The organism is Pseudomonas sp. NPDC090592 (assembly GCF_044769185.1).
Lineage (GTDB): Bacteria > Pseudomonadota > Gammaproteobacteria > Pseudomonadales > Pseudomonadaceae > Aquipseudomonas.
Window position 1 is genome coordinate 143,857 of sequence record NZ_JBIVXJ010000002.1, and the last position, 20,608, is coordinate 164,464.

The following is a 20,608-nucleotide window of genomic DNA, read 5'->3' on the forward strand; positions in this document are numbered from 1 at the left end:
CCATGGTGCTCACCTCCTGTTACAGCGACAGGTGACACCTTTAAGCGTAGGCCATTTCTGGCATTACATCACAGGTCCTGATCCCACTCCGGCTCGTCCTTGAACCGTTGCACGAGGAAATCCAGCATGCTGCGCAAGGTCGCCGGCATGTGCTTGCGCGACGTGTACACCGCATTCAGGTTCAGTTCACGCGGCTTGGCCTCGGGCAACAGGCGTACGAGTTCGCCCCGGCGCAGGGCCTCGGCAGCCTGGTAAGTTGGCAGCATCGCGATGCCCGCGCCAGCCAGCGCCGCCTTTTGCAGTGTCATCGCCTCGTTGGCGCTGATGTTCCCCGCCACGGGTACGGCAACCTGATGGCCGGTGACCTCGAAGTGCCACAGGCTGTGGCCGAAGTAGGCATGGGTCAGGCAGTTGTGCCGGCTCAGCTCTTCTACCTGTTGCGGGGCGCCATGTTCGCGCAGGTAAGCCGGAGCTGCGCACACCACCGAGCGGCATACACTCAGGCGCCGGGCGATCAGGTTGGGGTCCAGGTCGTTGCTGGTGCGGATGGCCAGGTCGATGCGCTCGTCTACCAGGTTGACCGTACGATCGAGCATTTGCAGCTCCACTTTCACACCCGGGTAGCGCCGCACATAGGCCGCTACCGCATCCACCAGTTGCGCCTGACCGAAAGAGGTACTGACGCTGATGCGCAATGCCCCCTTGGGCGCGTCGTCTGGTTGTTGCACGGCGGCCTGCAGGTCGCCGGCCAACTCCAGCAATTGCCGACAGCGTGGCAGGGTTTCCTGGCCAGCGGCGGTCAGGCTGAGCTTGCGTGTGGTGCGCTGCATCAGCCGCGCACCCACCCAGTCTTCAAGCTCTGCCAGGTAACGCGACACTACCGGCCGCGACAGTTGCAGATGGTCCGCCGCTGCCGACTGGCTGCCCAGGTCGACGACGGTGACGAAAACGCGCATGGCGTTGAGACGGTCCATGATTTGCCCGGTTTCAGAAACAAACTATGTTTGAGCATCGCATTTTTTGTGACGGATCGGGCAACTAAGCTGTTGGGCATTGTTCTGCTGAAGGTTTTCCCATGTCCTTGTTCACTCCCTTGCGTGGCCTGCTGCTGGCTTGCATTACCCTGGCCGGCCCGGTGCTGGCTGCCGAACCTTTGCAACTGGACGTCTACAACCCAGGGCACGAGGCGATTTTCCCGGTCAGTTCGGTGATCGTCAGTGGTGAGCACGACGCCGTGCTGGTCGATGCCCAGTTCGGCAAGGCCCAGGCCGAACAGTTGGTTCAGCGACTGCGGGCAGGTGGCAAACGCCTGACCAGCATCTATATCAGCCATGGCGACCCGGATTACTACTTTGGCCTGGATACGCTGACGCAGGCCTTCCCCGATGCCAAGGTGCTGGCTTCTGCCGCGACCGTTGCCCATATCCGGCAGACCATGGACGCCAAACTGTCGTACTGGGGGCCGCAGATGGGCGCAGACAAACCTGCGCGGCTGGTGCTGCCGCAGGTCCTTGAAGGCAACCACCTGACCCTTGAAGGGCAGGACCTGGAGGTGGTCGGCCTTGATGGCCCGCAGCCAGACCGCAGCTTTGTGTGGATCCCGTCGATCAAGGCGGTGGTCGGCGGCGTGGTGGTGTCCGAGCACATTCACGTGTGGATGGCCGATACCCAGACAGCCAAGTCCCATGCCGACTGGCTCGGCACCTTGGCGCACATCGAAGCGCTGGCGCCGCGTACGGTGATCCCGGGGCATTACCTGGGGGACAGCAGCCGCTCGTTGCAGGCCGTGCGTTTCACCGCAAACTACATACGCGACTTCGATGCCGAAGCGGCCAAGGCTAAAGACGCTGGCGCGCTGATCGAGGCCATGAAGCAACGTTACCCGGGCCTGGCCGATGAAAGCTCCCTGGAGCTGGGGGCCAAGGTCGCCATGGGCGAGATGAAGTGGTAATTCCGTTCAATTGATGGAGAGTGTCCCATGAGCAAGATCGCAATCATCGGTGCCACCGGTCGCGCTGGCAGCCAGTTGCTGGAAGAGGCCCTGCGCCGTGGTCACAGTGTGCTGGCCATTGCCCGTGACCCTTCGAAACTGCAGGGCCGGGACGGGGTGACCGTCAAGGCGCTGGATGCCAAGGATAGCGCGGCCCTGCAAGCTGCAGTCGCGGGTGTGGACGCTGTGCTGAGCGCAGCGCATTTTTCGACCATCGAGCCGCACGCAATCATCGAGCCGGTCAAGCGGGCCGGGGTCAAGCGCTTGCTGGTGGTGGGCGGTGCGGGCAGCCTGTTGCTGCCCTCGGGGCACCGGGTGATCGATAGCCCGGATTTCCCGGAGGCCTACAAGGCCGAGGCCGCTGCCGGAGTGCGTTTTCTGGAGGCGTTGCAACAGGAGCCGAACCTGGACTGGACCTTCCTGTCGCCGTCGGCGGAGTTCGTTGAAGGTGAGCGCAGCGGGCGGTATACGTTGGGCAAGGATCACCTGCTGATTGGCGCGGATGGCAAGAGCTGGATCACCTTTGCCGATTATGCGATTGCCCTGCTGGATGAGTTGGAGAAGCCGCAGCATTCGCGGCAGCGGTTCACCGTCGGGTACTGAGTCGCCTGCTTCGCGGGCATGCCCGCTCCCACAGGTACTGCACAGCTTGCAAATCCTGTGCTGTACCTGTGGGAGCGGGCGTGCCCGCGAAGAGGCCCTCACAGGCTGGCCTGGCCCTCCAGCCAATCCAGCAACTCCAGCAACCCCGGCGGCAAGCTCTTGCTCTGGCTCACCAGATAATATCCCTTACCGGTCACCACCTTGAGCGCAAACGGCATGCACAGCCGCCCGCCGCGCAAGTCATCGCCAATCAGCGACCAGTCGCCAATGGCCACGCCCGTCCCCTGCGAGGCCATGGCCATCGCCATGTCCAGCGTCTCGAAATGCTGCTTTGGCCCATGAGTGGCCAGCGTGACCCCGGCTGCCTGTAACCACAACTGCCAGTCATGTTCATCCCGCGAGGGGTGCAGCAACATGTGCCGCGCCAGGTCGTCCACTTGCTGCAACGGTACCGGCCCCTCACGCAGCGACGGTGCACATACCGGCGTCAGCTGTTCATCGAACAACTTGCGTACATGTAGCCCATAGTTCGGCGCGTCGCCATAGACCACCGCGGCATCGAAGCCCTCGCGACGAAAATCCACCCCGTGCTGCACAGTGGTGGTCAGCTCGACCGGCACATCCGGGCGCAGTGCCTGCCACTCCATCAGGCGCGGCAGCAGCCAGCGCATCACGCAGGTCGGCGCCTTGAGCTGCAAGGTCGTGCTGCGCCCGCCCACCTCATGCACGCCTTGCTCGATCAATGCAAACACCTGCTGCACCCGTGGCAGCCAGTCCTGGCCTTCACGGGTCAGGCTCAGCCCGCGGGCCTGGCGCTGGAAAAGCGCATAACCCAGGTGCTCCTCGAGGGCCGCGATCTGGCGACTGACGGCGCCTTGCGTGATGTGCAGCTGTTGCCCGGCACGGGTGAAGTTGCAGTGCTGTGCGGTCACCAGAAAGGTGTGCAGGGCGGGCAGGGGCGGTAGGCGTTTCATTGCGATAAGCCATGATTACAGGACATGGCTAGTATGTGTTTTTTTGCATTGTGGTGGTAGTCATGGGTTGGGTCCAATAAGCACATAACCCAACCAGATTCATGGTGAACCCTGATGGCAACTTGCGGCGAAGTACTGGTCAAACTCCTTGAAGGCTATGGCGTGGACCATGTCTTCGGCATTCCCGGTGTACATACCGTGGAGCTCTACCGTGGCCTGGCGGGTTCGTCCATTCGCCACATCACCCCGCGCCATGAGCAGGGTGCCGGGTTCATGGCTGATGGCTATGCGCGTACCCGTGGCAAACCCGGTGTGTGCTTCATCATCACCGGCCCGGGCATGACCAACATCACCACTGCCATGGGTCAGGCTTATGCCGACTCGATCCCGATGCTGGTGATTTCCAGCGTGCAGTCCCGTGACCAGCTGGGCGGTGGCCGTGGCAAGCTGCACGAACTGCCCAACCAGGCAGCACTGGTGTCGGGGGTAGCAGCGTTTTCCCACACGTTGATGAGTGCAGCAGACCTGCCGCAGGTACTGGCCCGCGCATTTGCCGTGTTCGACAGTGCACGGCCACGCCCGGTGCACCTTGAAATACCGCTCGATGTGCTGGTGGAACCGGCCGATTTCCTGCTGCCGGGCCGGCCCGTACGCGGCAGCCGTGCGGGGGCTGCGCCGCAAGCCATAACACAAATGGCCGAGCGCCTGGCCGGTGCCAGGCGGCCGTTGATCCTGGCCGGTGGTGGCGCGTTGGCAGCCGGTGCTGCCTTGGCACGCCTGGCCGAACACCTTCAGGCACCGGTGGCGCTCACCATCAATGCCAAGGGTTTGCTGCCGGCCAGCCACCCGCTGCAGATCGGCTCTACCCAGTCGCTACCGGCTACACGGGCGCTGGTGGCAGAGGCTGACGTGGTGCTGGCGATTGGTACCGAACTTGCCGAAACCGATTATGACGTGACCTTCAAGGGTGGTTTCGAGATCCCGGGCACCCTGCTGCGTATCGACATCGACCCGGACCAGACCGTACGCAATTACCTGCCAGAGCTGGCGCTGGTGGCTGATGCCGAACTGGCCGCCGAAGCCTTGCTCGGTGCTTTGCAGGCCCAGCCGCAACCGGTACGCGAAAGCACCTGGGGCATGGCCCGTGTGGCCAGCTTGCGCCAGGTACTGGCGGCAGGTTGGGACCAGCCGACATTGAGCCAGACGCGCTTGCTGAGCGCCATTCTCGAGCGCCTGCCCAATGCCATCCTGGTGGGCGACTCGACCCAGCCTGTTTACACCGGCAACCTGACCCTGGACATGGATCAGCCACGTCGCTGGTTCAATGCTTCGACCGGCTACGGCACCCTGGGTTACGCGTTGCCAGCGGCCATGGGCGCCTGGCTCGGGAGCGCGGAGCAAATCGGCCAGCGTGCGCCTGCGGTGTGCCTGATTGGTGATGGTGGTATGCAGTTCACTCTGCCTGAGCTGGCCAGCGCGGTGGAGGCGCAGGTGCCGTTGATCGTGCTGCTGTGGAACAACCAGGGGTACGAGGAAATCAAGAAGTACATGGTCAACCGGGCGATCGAGCCAGTTGGCGTGGATATCCATACCCCGGATTTCATCGGTGTGGCACGGGCCTTGGGCGCGGCTGCAGAGAATGTGGCGGATGTGACGCAATTGCAGGCAGCACTGGGGCAAGCGGTTGATCGCAAGGGGCCGACGTTGATCCAGGTTGATCAGAATCAGTGGCAAGGGACAGTTTCGGGTTGAAGTGAAGCTATTGTCTGTGCCGGCCTCTTCGCGGGCTTGCCCGCTCCCACAGGTACAGCGCAACCTTCAGAGTATGTGCAGCACCTGTGGGAGCGGGCAAGCCCGCGAAGAGGCCGGTGTAGGCAACAAGAAGTTCTAGCCAGCAGTAGCTCTCAACCTGGCAACATCCCGAATCGGCGGCGCACCATACAGCCTGCTGTACTCCCGGCTGAACTGCGACGGGCTTTCATACCCCACCCTATAGGCGGCCACCGCCGCTTCAAGCCCGTCATTGAGCATCAACCGCCGCGCCTCTTGCAGGCGCAGTTGCTTCTGGTACTGCAACGGGCTCATGGACGTCACGGCCTTGAAACGGTGATGCAAGGTCGAGGTGCTCAGGTTTACCTCACGGGCCAGGTCCTCGATACGCAAGGGCAGCTGGAAATTCTGGTTGAGCCAGGTGATGGCCTGGCAAACCCGGTGCGTCTGGCTGTTGGCCAAGGCGATTTCGTACAACCGATAACCCTGTGGCCCGCGCAGCAGCCGGTAGAGAATCTCTCGCCGGAACAGCGGCGCCAGCATCGCAATATCGCGCGGGGTGTCGAGCAGGCGGATCAGCCGTAGCAGCGCATCGAGCAGCGCTGCGTCGGTCTTGTCCACATACAGGCCGCGGCCGGAGGGCCGGTTAGGCACCAGCATCGGCCCGCTTTCGGCAATCAGCTGGCTGATCTCTGCCGGGTCCAGGTCCATGCGCAACCCCAGGCTGGGGTGCTCGGGGCTGGCGTCGAGCTTCACACCGCTTAGCGGCAAGGTAACCGAGACCACCATGTAGTGCAGCGGGTCGTAGGCGTACTGCTCGTCACCGAGAAACAGGCTCTTGCTGCCCTGGGCCAGGATGCACAGCGCGGGTTGTGCCAGGGTCGGTACCGAGCGCACGTTCTCGGTGTAGCGCACCAGGTACAAGTCATCAATGGCCGACGCCGGGCCGTGGGGGTCACCGGCATGTCGGCGGATCAGCTCGGCAAGCTCCTGGCGCTGGATTTCCAGGGTCGGATCGGTGGATGTGGCGGTGGTCATGATGGCTTTCCTCTACTGACCGACGCAGCATAGGTTTGGGCAATGGCGGGCGCTAGTCGAAAGCTGCACGCCGATTGCCTGATCCTGCCGTGCTGCAGGATCAGGCAATCGGCGTGCAGTAATGGCCTAACGCGTCGCGCGGGCGTGCCCCTAACCTTGGCAGCCTGGCTTTTCTGTCCGCCTGCTTCAAGGAGATTGTGCAATGACCTTAAAACAACCGGTCACCCACCTTGCTTTCATCCGTGCCAGCAGCGGGCGCTCGGCGGAGCTGGGCGCACGCCTGCGTGACTTGCTCGAGCCCTCGCTGCGCGCACCCGGTTGCCTCAGTTTTACCGTGCAGCGCTCGCAGGCCGATGCCGACTTGTGGTTGCTCAGTGGCAGCTGGCAGGATCAGCAGGCGATGAGTGGCTACTTCGCTTCGCCGACCCTGGACGTGTTTGGCGAGCTGGTGCAGGCGCAGGTGGTCAGCAGCCTGGACTTGCATACCTTCGATTGAGGGTGGATGAGGTAAAGTGACGCCCTTGTTCAATCAGGTGGATAGCAACATGGCACGTAGGGAATTCACTCATTTCGAAGCGGTATCGGCGATGGTGCCGGTGGAAGGTGGCGGCTACAACGCGGCCATTGCGGTCAAGGCCTTGAACATGGGCGGCGCACCGCGCTTTCACAAGGTGCTCGACGGCCAGGTGTTCAAGGGCGCCGTGGCTGCCGACGAAGCGGCCACGGCCGAGCTGCAACGCCTGCAGGGCGTCAGCGAAGAGGGTGAGCTGATCTGGTGATCAGGCCGGTGGGCGGGCCATCTTGAACAGGTTGCCCAGCTCGAAGTAGTCCGCCGGGCCACCACCACGCAGGATCGGTTCGGCGGCAGCGGTGTCGTAGATGCCGTTTTTCAGCAGATGCTCGGCAATGTGCACTGCCACCACCTCACCCAGGATCAGCCAGCTCGGCACCGGCTCTTGGTCGGCACGTTTGAGCTGGATAATCTGGCTGACCTTGCATTCGAAGGCCACCGGGGTTTCGCCTACACGGGGCACGCTGACGACACGCGACGGCGTGGCAGTGAGGCCGCTCAACTCAAACTCGCTCACCTCGGCGCCAACCGGCGCGCAACTCTGGTTCATTTGCTCGGCCAGTGGGCGGGTGGCCAGGTTCCAGACGAATTCACCGGTCTGCTCGATGTTGTTCAGGCTGTCTTTGCGCCCGACGCTGCAGAAACCGATGATTGGCGGGATGTAGTTGAAGGCATTGAAGAAGCTGTAAGGCGCCAGGTTCAGGCGGCCTTCGCGGTCTTGCGAGGAGATCCAGCCGATAGGGCGGGGGCCGACGATGGCGTTGAACGGGTCGTGGGGCAGGCCGTGGCCTTTGGCAGGTTCGTAGTAGTACATCTGTGCTGGGCTTGTGGCCCACCTCCTGGGTGACGAGGTGCCTAGTGTGCCAAGCCTGTGCCCGCCTGAAAATGATCAAGCCCGGCCAAAGCCGGGCTGGGTGCTCGCATCAGGGATCAGCTGATGCGGTGGGCGTTGGTGCGGTCGAAACCGTCTTCGGCGAAACGCTGGCCGCCAGTGCGGTCGAAGCCGTCTTCGGCGAAACGCTGGCCGCCAGTGCGGTCGAAGCCGTCTTCGGCGAAACGTTGGCCGCCAGTGCGGTCGAAACCATCTTCAGCAAAACGTTGGCCACCGGTGCGGTCAAAACCGTCTTCAGCGTAGCTGGCGGCCTGGCTTTGCACCGCGGCAAAGCTGTGAGCGTTGGTACGGTCGAAGCCATCTTCGGCGAAGGCGCCAACTGCGAAAACCGAGAGAGCCAAGGTGAGGATCAGTTTGCTTTTCATGGTCGTTGCTCCAGGGGTGAGAGGTTGTTCGTTTCTATGGGTTTAATGCTACGCCGATTAATTTGATTAAAAAGCGCAAAAAATAGCCGTTAAAAATCGAATTTATCGATGTGTGTGGGCGCTTGTACCGTGAATCAGGCGGGTGCCTGGCTCAGGGGGCGTCGACGCTTGCGCCAACGTTCTGCCAGCCATTGCAGCTTGATAGGGTTGAATTAATGGGGCGTTAAGAAGGAAAAATCTTACGGAGATGGCTGATGAACGTATTTTTCATCTATCACCAACCGATTTTTCAGACGCCGCTCAGCACCATCGCCGCACCTAAAACCGGAGCGGCACAACAATGAACAAATTCCCGCAAATCACCTTGGCCTTCTGGGTCATGAAGATCTGCGCTACTACCCTTGGCGAGACGGCAGGCGACTTGTTGTCGATGACATTGAATGTGGGCTATGCCGTCAGCTCGATGATGCTGATCAGCGTGTTCCTGCTGACGTTGCTCGGCCAGCTCTATTCGCGCCGCTACCACCCGATGCTGTATTGGCTGGTGATCCTCTCCACCAGTACCGCTGGCACCACCATGTCCGACTTCATGGACCGCACGCTCGGCCTTGGTTATGCCACGGGTTCGGCCGTGCTCATCGGTATCCTGCTGCTGACCTTCCTGGTCTGGCGCCTGAGCGGCAACCCGCTGGATGTAACCCGCATCAAGAATCGCTCGGGCGAGTTGTTCTACTGGGTAGCGATCCTGTTTTCCAACACGCTTGGCACCGCCCTGGGCGATTACCTGGCCGATGATTCGGGGCTTGGTTTTGCCGGCGGCGCACTGCTGATCGGCAGCGCCATCGCATTAGTGGTCGTGGCCTGTTACTGGACGCGGATTCCTGGTGTGGTGTTGTTCTGGGTGGCATTTGTACTCACCCGCCCGTTTGGCGCCACCTTGGGCGACTTCCTAACCAAGCCTCATGAAAAGGGCGGCCTGGACTTTGGCACGATCGGGTCGTCGGCGTTGCTGGGCGGGGTATTGCTGGTACTGGTGCTGATGGCCAGCTGGTACCAGCTCCGTGAGCCACGTCAGGCGTTGGACATGTCTTGAGCCAGGTTTCAGGAGCTGGTGAGCCGATTAATTGAGCTATTCGGCTCACATGATGAGCCGAATAGCTCAATTAATCGGCTCATCGAATCACACAATGCATTCACAAGCATGAAAAAGGGCGCTCCGAAACCGGTGCGCCCTTCTTCATGACAACGACCTGGAAATCAGTCAGTAGTAATCCGCGAGTGTTGCTTGGTGTCCTTCATGGTCGCGTAAACCAGCAGCGAACAGGCGATACAAGCGGTGACGTACCAGTAGAAGCCGCTCTCCATGCCGGCGCTCTTGAACCACAGGGCCACGTACTCGGCGGTGCCGCCGAAGATCGACACAGTCAGGGCGTACGGCAGGCCCACGCCCAGGGCGCGGATTTCCGTCGGGAACAGCTCGGCCTTGACCACGGCGTTGATCGAGGTGTAACCGCTGACGATGATCAGCGCCGCCATGATCAGGAAGAACGCGCCCCACCAGGTCTGGATGGTGTGCAGGGTGCTGAGGATCGGCACGGTGAACAGGGTGCCGAGCACACCAAAGGCTATCAGGATCGGGCGACGGCCGATCTTGTCGGACAGGCCACCGATCACCGGCTGCAGGCACATGAACAGGAACAGCGTGGCGGCCGAGATAGTGGTCGAGTCGCTGATGCTCATGCCCACGGTGTTGACCAGGTACTTCTGCATGTAGGTGGTGTAGGTGTAGAAGGCCAGGGTGCCGCCCATGGTCAGGCCGACCACGGTCATCAGCTCCTTGGGGTGGCGCAGCAGGGTGCGCATCAGGCTTTCCTTGGCCTTTTCCTTCTTGGTGAACGAGGCGGTTTCTTCCATGCCACGGCGCAGGTAAAGGGCAACCACTGCGCACAGCGCACCGATCACGAATGGCACGCGCCAGCCCCAGGCATACAGCTGCTCGGTGGTCAGGGTCTGTTGCAGGACAATCAGTACCGCCAGGGCAATAAGCTGGCCAGAGATCAGGGTCACGTACTGGAAGCTGGAGAAGAAGCCACGGCGGTCCTTGCTGGCCATTTCGCTGAGATAAGTGGCCGAGGTGCCGTACTCGCCACCCACCGACAGGCCTTGCAGCAGGCGGGCGATGACCAGCAGGATCGGCGCGGCGACGCCGATGGTTTCATACCCAGGGGTCAGGGCAATGACCAGCGAGCCCGCGCACATCAGCAGCACCGAGGCCATCAGCGCAGCCTTGCGGCCTTTGCGGTCGGCGTAGAGGCCCATCAGCCAGCCACCGATCGGGCGCATGAGGAAGCCCACGGCGAAGATCGCGGCGGTATTGAGCAATTGTGCGGTGGAGTCGCCGGCCGGGAAGAAGGCCTTGGCGAAGTACAGCGAGAATGCGGCGTAGACATACCAGTCGTACCATTCGACCATGTTGCCGATGGACCCGCTGAAGATCGACTTCAGGCGGCTGGCGGTGGTTTTTTCTGCGGCAGGCGCGGTGGCCGCCCCAGCGGGCAGGGAGGTGGCGTTATCCATCAGGGATACCTTCTCGTTGTTTTTGTGGAGCGCGCCGTGGCGCAGCTTGCACAGGTGATTGCAGAAGGTGTGCCAAATGGGTGCAGGGTGATCCAGACGGGGGCGCTATGCGCCCTTCGCGGGCACGCCCGCTCCCACAGGGACCGCGTTGCGCCTGATGTTTCACATTTCCTTGTGGGAGCGGGCGCGCCCGCGAAGGGCTGCAACGCAGCCCCAAAATTACGTTGTGATAAGCGACTTCCCGCCTACCAGGCGCTCACCATAAGCGGATTTCCGCTCATTCCCGGCCAACAAAATCCTCACGCACCAAGCCGTGCCGCTGCATTTTCTCGTTTAACGTACGCCGCGGCAGCTGCAACGCCTCCATTACCGCGCTGATCGATCCCCCATGCTGGCGCAGCGCCGCACGCAAGCACTGTGCCTCGAACGCTTCCATTTGCTCTCCCAGCGACTGCCCGGCAGGCGCTACCTCGATATTCGGTGAACCTAGCCCCAACGCGTGCCGCTCCGCCGCATTGGCCAGCTCCCGCACATTGCCTGGCCAGTCATGCGACAGCAGCTGCGCCAGTTGTGCCCCCGAAAGCGGCGGTGCGGCACGCCCAAGCTTGTCGCCGGCGGCACGGGCAAAGTGCTCGAACAGCAGTGGAATGTCCTCACGCCGCTCGCGCAGTGGCGCCAGGCGCAACTCCGCCACATTCAGGCGGTAGGCAAGGTCTTCACGAAAGCGCCCGGCGCGTGCCTCTTCGAGCAGGTCCGGCTTGGTCGCGGCAATGATACGCAAATCGATGCTGATGCTCTGGTTGGCCCCCAGTCGCTCCAGCTTCTGCTCCTGGATAACCCGCAACAGTTTGGCCTGCTGGGCCAGCGGCATGCTCTCGATTTCGTCAAGGAACACCGTGCCGCCATTCGCGTACTCCAGCTTGCCGATGCGCTTGCCCTGGGCGCCGGTAAAGGCGCCGCTCTCATGACCAAACAGTTCCGCCTCGAACAGCGATTCGGGGATGGCTGCGCAGTTGAGGGCAACGAAAGGCTTGTCGGCGCGAGGGCCGAAATCGTGCAGGCAACGGGCCACCCGCTCCTTGCCACTGCCAGTTTCGCCACGGATCAGCACGTTGACCGGCAGGCTGGCCAGGTCCAGTACCTGCCGGCGCAGCTGTTGCAGGCCTTGAGATATGCCCAGCAGGGTGTTTTCCAGGCGTGACTTGAGGTCGGCCTGTTCATGCAGGCGGCGGTTTTCCAGTACCAGTTGACGCTTTTCCAGCGCCCGGCGCAGGCTGCCCAGCAGGTGTTGTGGGGTGAACGGCTTTTCCAGAAAGTCATAGGCCCCGCCACGCATGGCGTCCACCGCCATCGGCACGTCGCCGTGGCCGGTCAGCAGAATCACCGGCAGGTCGGGGTCGTCTGCCTGCAGGCGTTCGAGCAGTTGCAGGCCGCCCATGCCTGGCATGCGCACATCGCTGATGATCACCCCGGGAAAGTGCTGCGGCATGTGTGCCAGGCACGCTTCGGCGCGGTCGAACAGCTGCACGCTGAAGCCCGACAGGCTCAGCCACTGCTCGACCGCAGTGCGGATACTGGCTTCATCATCGACGACGATTACTGAATTCAACATACAGGCTCCAGATCGCGGGGCAGGGTAAGGCTCAGGCGCGCGCCGCCAGGCAGGTTTTCGGCCTGCAACTGGCCGCCGGCCTCGTGGACGATGCCGTAGGAAATGGCCAGCCCCAGTCCCAGCCCTTCACCGACCGGTTTGGTGGTAAAGAACGGGTCGAAGACCTTGGCCAGGTCAGCCTCGGCGATACCTCCGCCCGAATCCAGTACGCTCAGGCGCCACAGCTCGCCATCAGGTTCGATGCGGACCTCCAGGCGTTTGTAGCGTTTGTCGGCCATGGCGTCGAGGGCATTGCGCAGCAGGTTGATCAGTACCTGCTCCAGGCGAATGGCGTCGCCGCGCACCCAGGCCGGGCGTGCCAGGTACAGGGCCACTTCTACCTCTTCGCTGCGGATGCGGGTTTCCAGCAGGTGCAAGGCCTGGTCGACCACTGTGGCCAGGTCAAGGCGCTCGCGCAGGCCCACCGGGCTGTTACGGGCAAATGTTTTCAAGTGACTGGTGAGTGCGGCCATGCGCGTGAGCATTTGCTCAAGCGGTTCCAGGGCCTGCCGCGCTTCGTCATGCCGGCCGTGGTCGAGCAGCAGGCGCAAGGTTTCCAGTTGCATGCGCTGGGTGGTCAGCGGCTGGTTGATTTCGTGGGCCATGGCTGCCGACATCTGCCCGAGGGCGGCCAGTTTGGCCGATTGCACCAGGCCCTCCTGCGCGGTACGCAGCTCGCGGGTGCGCTCTTCGACCTGGCGCTTGAGCTCTTGCCGGCTGCGCTGGCGCAGGCGGGCCAGGCGCAGGCGCTGGCTGACGAACAGGGCGGCGAACACCAGGCTCAGCCACACGGCCGCGGCGCCCAAGGCAGCATTGCGGCCATCGGCGGCTACCTGCGGCTTGCGCAGCAGGTGCAAGGTCCAGCTTTCACCTTCCAGCGGCAGGCTCTCCCACAGGTATTGTGCACTACCCTCCGGGCCTTGCACGCGACTAAGGGTGCTGTACTCGGCAAAACGGGTCAGCACTTGATGCTGCAAGGGCACCAATGGCTGCTTGTCGTATTGGCGGGTCTCGGCCAGCTCGGCACGGTCAGCGCCACTGAGTGGCTGCAGCTCGCGATAGCGCCAGCCGTCCTGGTTGGCGATGAAGGTGATGCCGCGGGCGTCGCTGACCAGCAGAATGTCGCTGCCCTGGCGCCATTCGCGCTCCAGTTCGGGGAACTCCAGCTTGACCACCATGGCGCCGAGGAAGCGGCCATGCTCGTCATTTACCGCGCTGGCCAGGAAATAGCCCGGCACGCCACTGGTTACGCCCACGGCGTAGAAGCGGCCACTGCCCTGGCTGCGGGTTTGCTTGAAGTAGGGGCGGAAACCGTAGTTGGAGCCGACGTAGCTGCTGGGCAGCCGCCAGTTGCTGGCGGCGATGGCCAGGCCGGTGCGGTCGAGCAACTCCAGGGTAGAAGAATTGGCGGCGCCGTTGATGCGTTCAAGCTTGCGGTTCAGGGCGTCCTGGACCTGTTCGGTGACCGGGCCGCGCAGGGCTGCGATCAGCTCCGGGTCCAGTGCCAGCACAGCGGGCAGGGCACGGTAGCGGTCGATCAGGGTGTGCAGGGCATTGGCGTACAGGCCCAGTTGCTGGCTGGCACGCTGGGCGTCGTCTTCCATGGCCTGGCGCTTGGCCTGCTGCATGGCCCAACCGGCACTGAGCGCGGTGCCCAGCAGGATGAGCAGGGTGATCAGCCCCAGACGCAGGGCGCGAAAGGAAAAGGGCATCGGGGCGGATCCGGAAGATTGGGATATCAGGGCCGGCCTCTTCGCGGGCTTGCCCGCTCCCACAGGATACTCACAGCTCAATGGATCTGTGCAGTACCTGTGGGAGCGGGCAAGCCCGCGAAAGGGCCAGTACAGGCGACTTCAGGGTTACAGCAGTTCGAAGCTCTGCTGCTGCACCGCCTGGGAATCCAGCCCGACCTGGACATTGAATTCCCCTGGCTCGGCAACCCGCTGCAGCTGGCCATTGTAGAACTTCAGGTCGTCCTCGCTGATGCGGAAGGTCAAGGTTTTCGACTCGCCAGGCTTGAGCATCAGCTTCTGGAAGTTCTTCAGTTCCTTGACCGGGCGGCTCATCGATGCCGATACATCCTGCAGGTACAGCTGCACGACGGTTTCGCCTGCCACCTTGCCGGTATTCTTCACCGTCACCTTGGCTTCCAGGTTCTCGCCGCGCTTGAGGTCCTTGTTCGACAGCTTCAGGCCCGACAGCTCGAAGCTGCTGTAGCTCAGGCCATAGCCGAACGGGTACAGCGGGCCGTTTGGCTCTTCGAAGTACTGCGAGGTGTAGTTGCCCGGCTTGCCCGGCGTGAACGGCCGGCCAATGCGGGTGTGGTTGTAGTACATCGGGATCTGCCCGACGGAGCGCGGGAAGGTGATGGCCAGCTTGCCGGACGGGTTGTAGTCGCCAAACAGTACATCGGCAATGGCATTGCCACCCTCGGTGCCGGCGAACCAGGTTTCGAGAATGGCGTCAGCCTGCTCGCGTTCCCAGCTGATCGAAAGCGGGCGGCCGTTCATCAGCACCAGTACCAGCGGCTTGCCGGTAGCCTTCAGCGCCTTGATCAGCTCACGCTGGCGGGCGGGGATTTCCAGGGTGGTGCGGCTGGACGACTCGTGGGACATACCGCGTGATTCGCCGACTACGGCCACGACCACGTCGGACTGCTTCGCCGCCTTGACGGCTTCGTCGATCAGGACCGCAGGTGGGCGCGGGTCATCGACGATTTCCGGGGCATCGAAGTTGAGGAAGTTCAGGTAATCGAAGATCGCCTTGTCGCCGGTGACGTTGGAGCCTTTGGCGTAGACCAGTTTGGCCTTGCCCTCCACGGCGCGACGCAGGCCTTCGCGCACGGTCACCGAGTGCGCGGGTTTGCCGTCGGCCGCCCAGCTGCCCATCATGTCGATCGGTGCATCGGCCAGCGGGCCGACCAGGGCGATGGTGCCGGCCTTCTTCAGTGGCAGGGTCTGGTTGTGGTTCTCCAGCAGTACCAGGCTGCGGCGTGCCACGTCGCGCGCGGCGTCGCGGTGCAGGCGGTCGTTGCCGTAGTAGTCTTTCAGGTCGGTTTCGGCCTTGCCGATGCGTACGTACGGGTCCTTGAACAGGCCCATGTCGTATTTGGCGCCCAGTACTTCACGCACTGCCTGGTTGAGCTCGCCCTGGGTCACTTCGCCGGACTTCAGCAGGCCTGGCAGCTCTTCGCCGTACAAGGTGTCGTTCATGCTCATGTCGATGCCGGCCTTGATCGCCAGCTTGGCGGCCTCGCGGCCATCACGGGCTACGCCGTGGCGGATCAGCTCCTGGATGGCACCGTGGTCGCTGATGGTCACGCCCTTGAAGCCCCACTCCTTGCGCAGCAGGTCGTTCATCAGCCAGGTATTGGAGGTGGCCGGCACGCCGTTGATCGAGTTCAGCGCCACCATCACCCCGCCGGCACCGGCGTCGAGCGCCGCGCGGTAGGGTGGCAGGTAGTCGTTGTACATTTTCGGCAGGCTCATGTCGACGGTGTTGTAGTCGCGCCCGCCTTCCACTGCGCCATACAGGGCGAAGTGCTTGACGATGGCCATGATGCTGTCGGGGTTGGCCGGGCTGCTGCCCTGGAACGAGCGCACCATCACCTGGCCGATTTTCGAGGTCAGGTAGGTGTCCTCGCCGAAGCCTTCACTGGTGCGGCCCCAGCGCGGGTCGCGGGCGATATCGACCATGGGAGCGAAGGTCATGTCCAGGGCGTCGGCCGAGGCTTCGATGGCTGCGGTGCGGCCGACCTTGGCAACGGCGTCCATGTCCCAGGTGGCGGCCATGCCCAGGCCAATCGGGAAGATGGTGCGCTCGCCATGGACGGTGTCGTAGGCGAAGAACATCGGGATCTTCAGGCGGCTGCGCATGGCCGCGTCCTGCATCGGGCGGTTTTCAGGCGCGGTGCGCGAGTTGAAAGTGCCACCGATACGGCCGGCGGCGATTTCCTCGCGGATCTTTTCGTGTGGCATTTCCGGGCCGATGCTGATCAGGCGCAACTGGCCGATTTTTTCGGCTTCGGTCATCTGGCTGATCAGATGGTCGATGAACGCCTGCTTGTCTTGCAGGGGCGGGGCGGTGGGGGCGGCGAGGGCCGCCTGACTGGCAAGGCCCATGGCCAGGCCCAGCAAAGACAGTTTCATCATCAATTCCGTTGTGGGGCCTGTGCCGTATCCAGGGTGGTACGCGCGCGGCCGAAGTTTTCAGGCGGCTATTGTTGTACGATTCGCAGGCTTACTTTCCAGCAGCGGATTATGCCTGAATATGTCGCCTGCGGATGAAGCCCCGAATGCCGGGACAACAACTATAAGAACGCTCAAGAGACCGACGGCATGACCTCCTTCGACGAGTACCATCAACGGCAGATTGCCGAAGCGATTGCCCGTGCCGAACGGCGCACCGATGCCGAACTGGTGACCGTGTTGGCGCGGCGCGCCGACGATTACGCCTATTGGCCACTGTTCTGGGCCGCAGTGCTGGCACTGGCCGTGCCAGGCCTGTTGCATTGGCTGCTGGGGTGGCCCAGCGTGCGTGGCTTGCTGGTCGCCAACGTGCTGTTGTTCGTCGGCTTGTGCCTGCTGCTGCGTCAGCCGCGCCTTGCCGGCTGGATGATCCCGCGAGCCCTGCGCCGCTGGCGCGCCTCCAGGCTGGCTCGCCAGCAGTTTCGCGAGCAGAACCTGCAGCGCACCGCAGGCGCAACCGGTGTGCTGATTTTCGTCAGCGAGGCGGAGCGGCATGTGGAGATACTGGTCGACCGGGGAATAGAGCACTGCCTGGATGCCAAAGCCCGCGCAGCCATCGGTGCCCGCTTTGCCGAACAGGTGCGTCAGGGGCGGACCTTGCAAGGTTTTGTCGAGTGCATCGATGCCTGCGGCGAGTTGCTCAGCGAGCACGTACCGCCTACCCATGCGCGCAACGAGTTGCCCAACCGTTTGGTGATCCTGGATTGAAGAATCCTGCCGCGTAAAGTCCCCTGTGGGAGATTGCCCAGCCCATTGGGCTGGGCGGTCGCGCAGAGAACTGATGCTGGGCGCTCCGCGTATCCTGTGGGAGCGGGCGCGCCCGCGAAGAATCAAACGCGGTGCATGGCACCGGCTGCGCCGGTGTTCGCGGCGGCTCGACGCCTGGACATGCCCGCTCCCACAGGAAGATCACCTCCCTGTAGAATGTGCGCATTGCGCCAAGCGCTTCCCGCTATTCGAGGCACCGTTTCTCCATGTCCGCCAGTACTTCCGCCCCCTCCGCGCCGGATGCGCGCGCCCAGTTTCTCGACCTGCTGAACGCCGCCCTGCACGGCAACACCTTGGTCAAACTGGTGCTGGCGCGCCATGTCGGTGCCGACCAGACCTTGCAACGGATCATCGCCAAGCCGCTACAGGCCAAGGGCCAGGCGTGCCTGTCGCTGGTCTACCGTCACCAGACCCGCGACATCACCCGCAACCTGCCGCTGGATCAGGCGCAGGCGCTGGTGGCCGAACTATTGCCGGACAGCTTCCGCAACGCCCACCTGTTCGATGCTGACGGCGAGGTGCAACTGACGTTCAGCAAGAAGGGCAAGCCGATGTTGCAACGCCATGGCACGCAGGCGCCACGCGAGGCAACGGCGAGCAGCGGCCATGATCGCGAGAAGAAGCGCTACCTGGATTTGTCGAGGCCGTTCCTGCGTGACCTTGGCGTGACCGACGCACAAGGTGCATTGATCCCGTCCATGTCGCGCAAGTGGAAGCAGATCAACAAGTTCATCGAGGTGTTCGATCACGCCCTGACCGGTGCGCCGGTACCTGCGAAGCAGGCACTGCGGGTGGCCGACTTCGGCTCAGGCAAGGGCTACCTGACCTTTGCCATGCATGACTACCTGAGCAACAGCCTGGGCCGCGAGGCACAGGTCACCGGTGTGGAGCTGCGCCAGGACATGGTCGACTTGTGCAACGCCGCTGCTTCGCGCCTGGAGCACCCGGGCCTGGAATTCCAGTGCGGTGATGTACGCAGCGTGGTGCCCGAGGCCATCGAAGTGATGATCGCCCTGCATGCGTGTGACATCGCCACTGACTACGCCATCCACACCGGTATCCGCTGCAACGCCGCGATCATCATGTGCTCGCCGTGCTGCCACAAGCAGATCCGCCCACAACTGCACAGCCCGGGGTTGCTGCAACCCATGCTGCAATACGGCCTGCACCTGGGCCAGCAGGCCGAAATGCTCACCGACAGCCTGCGCGCGTTGTACCTGGAAGCCTGCGGTTACGAGACCAAGGTGTTCGAGTTCATCTCGCTGGAACACACCAACAAGAACAAGATGATTCTTGCGGTGAAGCGGCAGAAGGCGGGGGGCAACGAGGCGTTGCTGGAGAAGATTGGCCAGCTCAAGGCGTTCTATGGGGTGCAGGAGCATTGCCTGGAGACGTTGCTGCGGGCGGATGGGTTGCTTTAAAAGCAACCCAGCAAGCCTGTTGGCAGCGCTCCTGCCAGTGAGCGTGCTAGCCTCGAGCGGCTGGTAACTCGATCGCCAGATTTGCCGGGCCCAGCGGATGCGTACTGGCATCAAAGAAATGCAACTGCGTCCCCGCCAAATCTCCAAATCGATCAACAAAATGCTGCTTCTGGTTGATCACCGAGGCCTCGCTCAACGGCCTGATGGCAATCGACAGATGCTGCGGCCTGGCCTGGCGGATGGCTTCGAGCAGGTGCTGGTCGCTGCTGTCCAGGTGCTGCCCGAAAAGGCATAGCCCGTTGCTCTCATGTGCCAGTTGCCCAAGGCACCAGCTCAAATAATCTGAGTGGCGGATGGCCCGCAGTTTTTCGTCGCTACGGTCTTCGTTCACGAAAAGCGGTACTTCACCGGGTATATTTACGGCAAAGCCGTCAAGCAGTTCGGCGCTGTCGGCGCTGCGCTGGCGGGTGGTGCCATCGGGTAGCTTCAGCAGGTGCAGGCCACCATGCAGGTGCAGTAGCCGGGTGCCTTCGCTGTGGGTGCGGCGCACGTCGAAGAAACCTTGCTCGTCGAACAGTTCGGCGAAGCCTTGCGAAGCGTGTTGCACGGCCCAAGGCAACAGCAGGTCGTAGTTGCTGGTGTAGACGCTGCGGTAACCGCGCAGGGCCTGGTTGAGCGTCGCCAGGGTGGCTGACGGCAGCAGCGGCCACGGCAGGTGTACCGTGCGCACGGCGTGGATAAGCGCTTCCTTGATCGAGTAATAGCGGTTCAGCGGCGCGGTGGAGTTGATGGCCAGCGCAGCGTTGGCGCGCACGGTGGTGTTGAGGGCGCTGAGCACGGGTTCGAACAGTTCCGTGCCCAGGGACTTGAACAGGGCCTGGTCACTGACCGCCAGGCCTTTCTTGCGGCCTGCGCGTTGTGCTTCCTCGAACAGCGAGAAATAGCCGAACGGTTTCCACACTGCACGGCTGGCGCCGTTGCCCAGCAGCAGGGCATCGCAGGGATGGCGGGCGGCGAGTTCTGGCCAGGGAGTGAGGGTGGCGTCAAGTGCAGGCATGCTGGAGTCCGTTGGGTGGAGCGGGGAGCGGGGGGACTTTATCATGTCGTGCAGGGTGTGCGATGCCTACAGGCCCTTGTCAGTGTGCAAGGGCCTTCAATACATGATCAGGATCATTACGTATTGCACGTAGTAATGCTTTGGCAGGCCCGGTTGGTTCTCGCCGCCCTTGTTCCCAATTCCTCAATGTTGCTACCTGAACATCGATAATCTCGGCAAAGCGTGCTTGGGTGAGCCCTGTTGCCTTACGGATGTTGCGCACCAGCAGCGCATCGATCTCGAATTCTCGAGAAGGCGCCTGCTTTCCTTGGACGATGTCGTCCATTTGTTGCACGCTTTCCATCAGTTCGTCAAAAAAACGGTTCATGCGTGCCTCCAGTGTTCAATGATCGACCGCAGCGCTTTACGTTGCTCGGTGGACAGGTCGGGTTGGTCATTTTTGCGGTAGATGTACAGCATGGCTATCTGTGACCTGGCGGTGAAGTGGTAGTAGATAACCCTGGCACCACCGCGTTTTCCGTGCCCGTTTGCGGCCACACGTAGTTTGCGCAGGCCGCCTGTTCCCTCGATCAGGTCACCTGCCTCAGGTGAAATCATGAGTCGGACTTGGAGCAAGCGATAGGCATCGTCATCAAGGAGTTCCTTGACTCGCTTGGTGAACAAGGCAGTTTCGGTAAAAAGCAT

The 20,608-nt window shown here is 62.6% G+C and carries 20 protein-coding genes; 8 read left to right on the top strand and 12 right to left on the bottom strand.

What is annotated here, in order from left to right; translation table 11 throughout:
- Nucleotides 1–68: 68 nt before the first annotated feature.
- On the bottom strand, nucleotides 69–974 hold the full coding sequence (locus tag ACIQUI_RS02200) for a LysR family transcriptional regulator (RefSeq protein WP_403194607.1): 906 nt from the start codon (nucleotides 972–974) through the stop codon (nucleotides 69–71).
- A gap of 101 nt (nucleotides 975–1,075) precedes the next feature.
- Here ACIQUI_RS02200 and ACIQUI_RS02205 point away from each other — a divergent pair, with 101 nt between their 5' ends.
- Both ACIQUI_RS02205 and ACIQUI_RS02210 read left to right on the top strand, forming a co-directional pair.
- Nucleotides 1,076–1,951, top strand: a complete 876-nt coding sequence (locus ACIQUI_RS02205; RefSeq protein ID WP_403194609.1) for an MBL fold metallo-hydrolase — start codon at nucleotides 1,076–1,078, stop codon at nucleotides 1,949–1,951.
- Nucleotides 1,952–1,978: 27 nt separating this feature from the next.
- The gene (locus ACIQUI_RS02210; protein WP_403194611.1) at nucleotides 1,979–2,593 is read left to right on the top strand and encodes an NAD(P)-dependent oxidoreductase; all 615 of its coding nucleotides are present in this window, start codon (nucleotides 1,979–1,981) and stop codon (nucleotides 2,591–2,593) included.
- Between the two features lie 98 nt (nucleotides 2,594–2,691).
- Here the strand turns inward: ACIQUI_RS02210 and ACIQUI_RS02215 are convergent, their stop codons facing one another.
- Nucleotides 2,692–3,567, bottom strand: coding sequence for a LysR substrate-binding domain-containing protein (locus tag ACIQUI_RS02215; RefSeq protein WP_403194613.1), 876 nt, complete (start codon nucleotides 3,565–3,567; stop codon nucleotides 2,692–2,694).
- 114 nt (nucleotides 3,568–3,681) lie between these two features.
- Here ACIQUI_RS02215 and ACIQUI_RS02220 point away from each other — a divergent pair, with 114 nt between their 5' ends.
- Nucleotides 3,682–5,319, top strand: coding sequence for a 5-guanidino-2-oxopentanoate decarboxylase (locus tag ACIQUI_RS02220; protein WP_403194614.1), 1,638 nt, complete (start codon nucleotides 3,682–3,684; stop codon nucleotides 5,317–5,319).
- Nucleotides 5,320–5,454: 135 nt separating this feature from the next.
- On the opposite strand, the gene ACIQUI_RS02225 is transcribed toward ACIQUI_RS02220, so the two are convergent.
- A complete protein-coding gene (locus ACIQUI_RS02225; RefSeq protein WP_403194616.1) occupies nucleotides 5,455–6,375 on the bottom strand; it encodes an AraC family transcriptional regulator N-terminal domain-containing protein in 921 nt (306 codons plus the stop codon).
- Between the two features lie 202 nt (nucleotides 6,376–6,577).
- Here ACIQUI_RS02225 and ACIQUI_RS02230 point away from each other — a divergent pair, with 202 nt between their 5' ends.
- Nucleotides 6,578–6,871, top strand: coding sequence for a putative quinol monooxygenase (locus ACIQUI_RS02230; RefSeq protein WP_049278214.1), 294 nt, complete (start codon nucleotides 6,578–6,580; stop codon nucleotides 6,869–6,871).
- Between the two features lie 16 nt (nucleotides 6,872–6,887).
- A complete protein-coding gene (locus ACIQUI_RS02235) occupies nucleotides 6,888–7,154 on the top strand; it encodes a hypothetical protein (RefSeq protein WP_403194618.1) in 267 nt (88 codons plus the stop codon).
- Here the strand turns inward: ACIQUI_RS02235 and ACIQUI_RS02240 are convergent, their stop codons facing one another.
- Together ACIQUI_RS02240 and ACIQUI_RS02245 are read right to left on the bottom strand one after the other, a co-directional pair.
- Entirely contained in the window at nucleotides 7,155–7,760 is a 606-nt protein-coding gene (locus ACIQUI_RS02240; RefSeq protein ID WP_391132149.1) for a flavin reductase, read from the bottom strand.
- Between the two features lie 116 nt (nucleotides 7,761–7,876).
- On the bottom strand, nucleotides 7,877–8,203 hold the full coding sequence (locus tag ACIQUI_RS02245; protein ID WP_403194620.1) for a hypothetical protein: 327 nt from the start codon (nucleotides 8,201–8,203) through the stop codon (nucleotides 7,877–7,879).
- A 340-nt stretch (nucleotides 8,204–8,543) separates the two neighbouring features.
- On the opposite strand from ACIQUI_RS02245, the gene ACIQUI_RS02250 reads away from it, so the two are divergent.
- Nucleotides 8,544–9,296, top strand: a complete 753-nt coding sequence (locus ACIQUI_RS02250) for a hypothetical protein (protein ID WP_403194622.1) — start codon at nucleotides 8,544–8,546, stop codon at nucleotides 9,294–9,296.
- 164 nt (nucleotides 9,297–9,460) lie between these two features.
- On the opposite strand, the gene ACIQUI_RS02255 is transcribed toward ACIQUI_RS02250, so the two are convergent.
- From ACIQUI_RS02255 to bglX, 4 genes are all read right to left on the bottom strand, one after another.
- A complete protein-coding gene (locus tag ACIQUI_RS02255; protein WP_403194624.1) occupies nucleotides 9,461–10,780 on the bottom strand; it encodes an MFS transporter in 1,320 nt (439 codons plus the stop codon).
- A gap of 277 nt (nucleotides 10,781–11,057) precedes the next feature.
- Nucleotides 11,058–12,392, bottom strand: coding sequence for a sigma-54-dependent transcriptional regulator (locus ACIQUI_RS02260; RefSeq protein WP_403194626.1), 1,335 nt, complete (start codon nucleotides 12,390–12,392; stop codon nucleotides 11,058–11,060).
- Nucleotides 12,386–14,143: an ATP-binding protein gene (locus ACIQUI_RS02265; protein WP_403194628.1), complete on the bottom strand. Its 1,758-nt coding sequence runs from the start codon at nucleotides 14,141–14,143 to the stop codon at nucleotides 12,386–12,388. The genes ACIQUI_RS02260 and ACIQUI_RS02265 overlap by 7 nt, the downstream gene beginning before the upstream one ends.
- A gap of 147 nt (nucleotides 14,144–14,290) precedes the next feature.
- Nucleotides 14,291–16,582, bottom strand: coding sequence for a beta-glucosidase BglX (bglX, locus tag ACIQUI_RS02270; protein ID WP_403194629.1), 2,292 nt, complete (start codon nucleotides 16,580–16,582; stop codon nucleotides 14,291–14,293).
- Between the two features lie 186 nt (nucleotides 16,583–16,768).
- Here bglX and ACIQUI_RS02275 point away from each other — a divergent pair, with 186 nt between their 5' ends.
- Together ACIQUI_RS02275 and ACIQUI_RS02280 are read left to right on the top strand one after the other, a co-directional pair.
- Nucleotides 16,769–17,386, top strand: coding sequence for a TPM domain-containing protein (locus ACIQUI_RS02275; RefSeq protein ID WP_403194631.1), 618 nt, complete (start codon nucleotides 16,769–16,771; stop codon nucleotides 17,384–17,386).
- A 266-nt stretch (nucleotides 17,387–17,652) separates the two neighbouring features.
- Nucleotides 17,653–18,867, top strand: a complete 1,215-nt coding sequence (locus tag ACIQUI_RS02280; protein WP_403194633.1) for a class I SAM-dependent methyltransferase — start codon at nucleotides 17,653–17,655, stop codon at nucleotides 18,865–18,867.
- A 46-nt stretch (nucleotides 18,868–18,913) separates the two neighbouring features.
- On the opposite strand, the gene ACIQUI_RS02285 is transcribed toward ACIQUI_RS02280, so the two are convergent.
- The 3 genes from ACIQUI_RS02285 to ACIQUI_RS02295 all read right to left on the bottom strand — a co-directional run bounded on the left by ACIQUI_RS02285 (nucleotide 18,914) and on the right by ACIQUI_RS02295 (nucleotide 20,608).
- On the bottom strand, nucleotides 18,914–19,924 hold the full coding sequence (locus ACIQUI_RS02285; protein ID WP_403194635.1) for a DUF4917 family protein: 1,011 nt from the start codon (nucleotides 19,922–19,924) through the stop codon (nucleotides 18,914–18,916).
- Between the two features lie 79 nt (nucleotides 19,925–20,003).
- Complete coding sequence (gene nadS / locus ACIQUI_RS02290) at nucleotides 20,004–20,291, bottom strand: NadS family protein (RefSeq protein ID WP_286111130.1); 288 nt, start codon at nucleotides 20,289–20,291, stop codon at nucleotides 20,004–20,006.
- On the bottom strand, nucleotides 20,288–20,608 hold the full coding sequence (locus ACIQUI_RS02295) for a type II toxin-antitoxin system RelE/ParE family toxin (RefSeq protein WP_403194637.1): 321 nt from the start codon (nucleotides 20,606–20,608) through the stop codon (nucleotides 20,288–20,290). Before ACIQUI_RS02295 ends, nadS begins: the two co-directional genes overlap by 4 nt.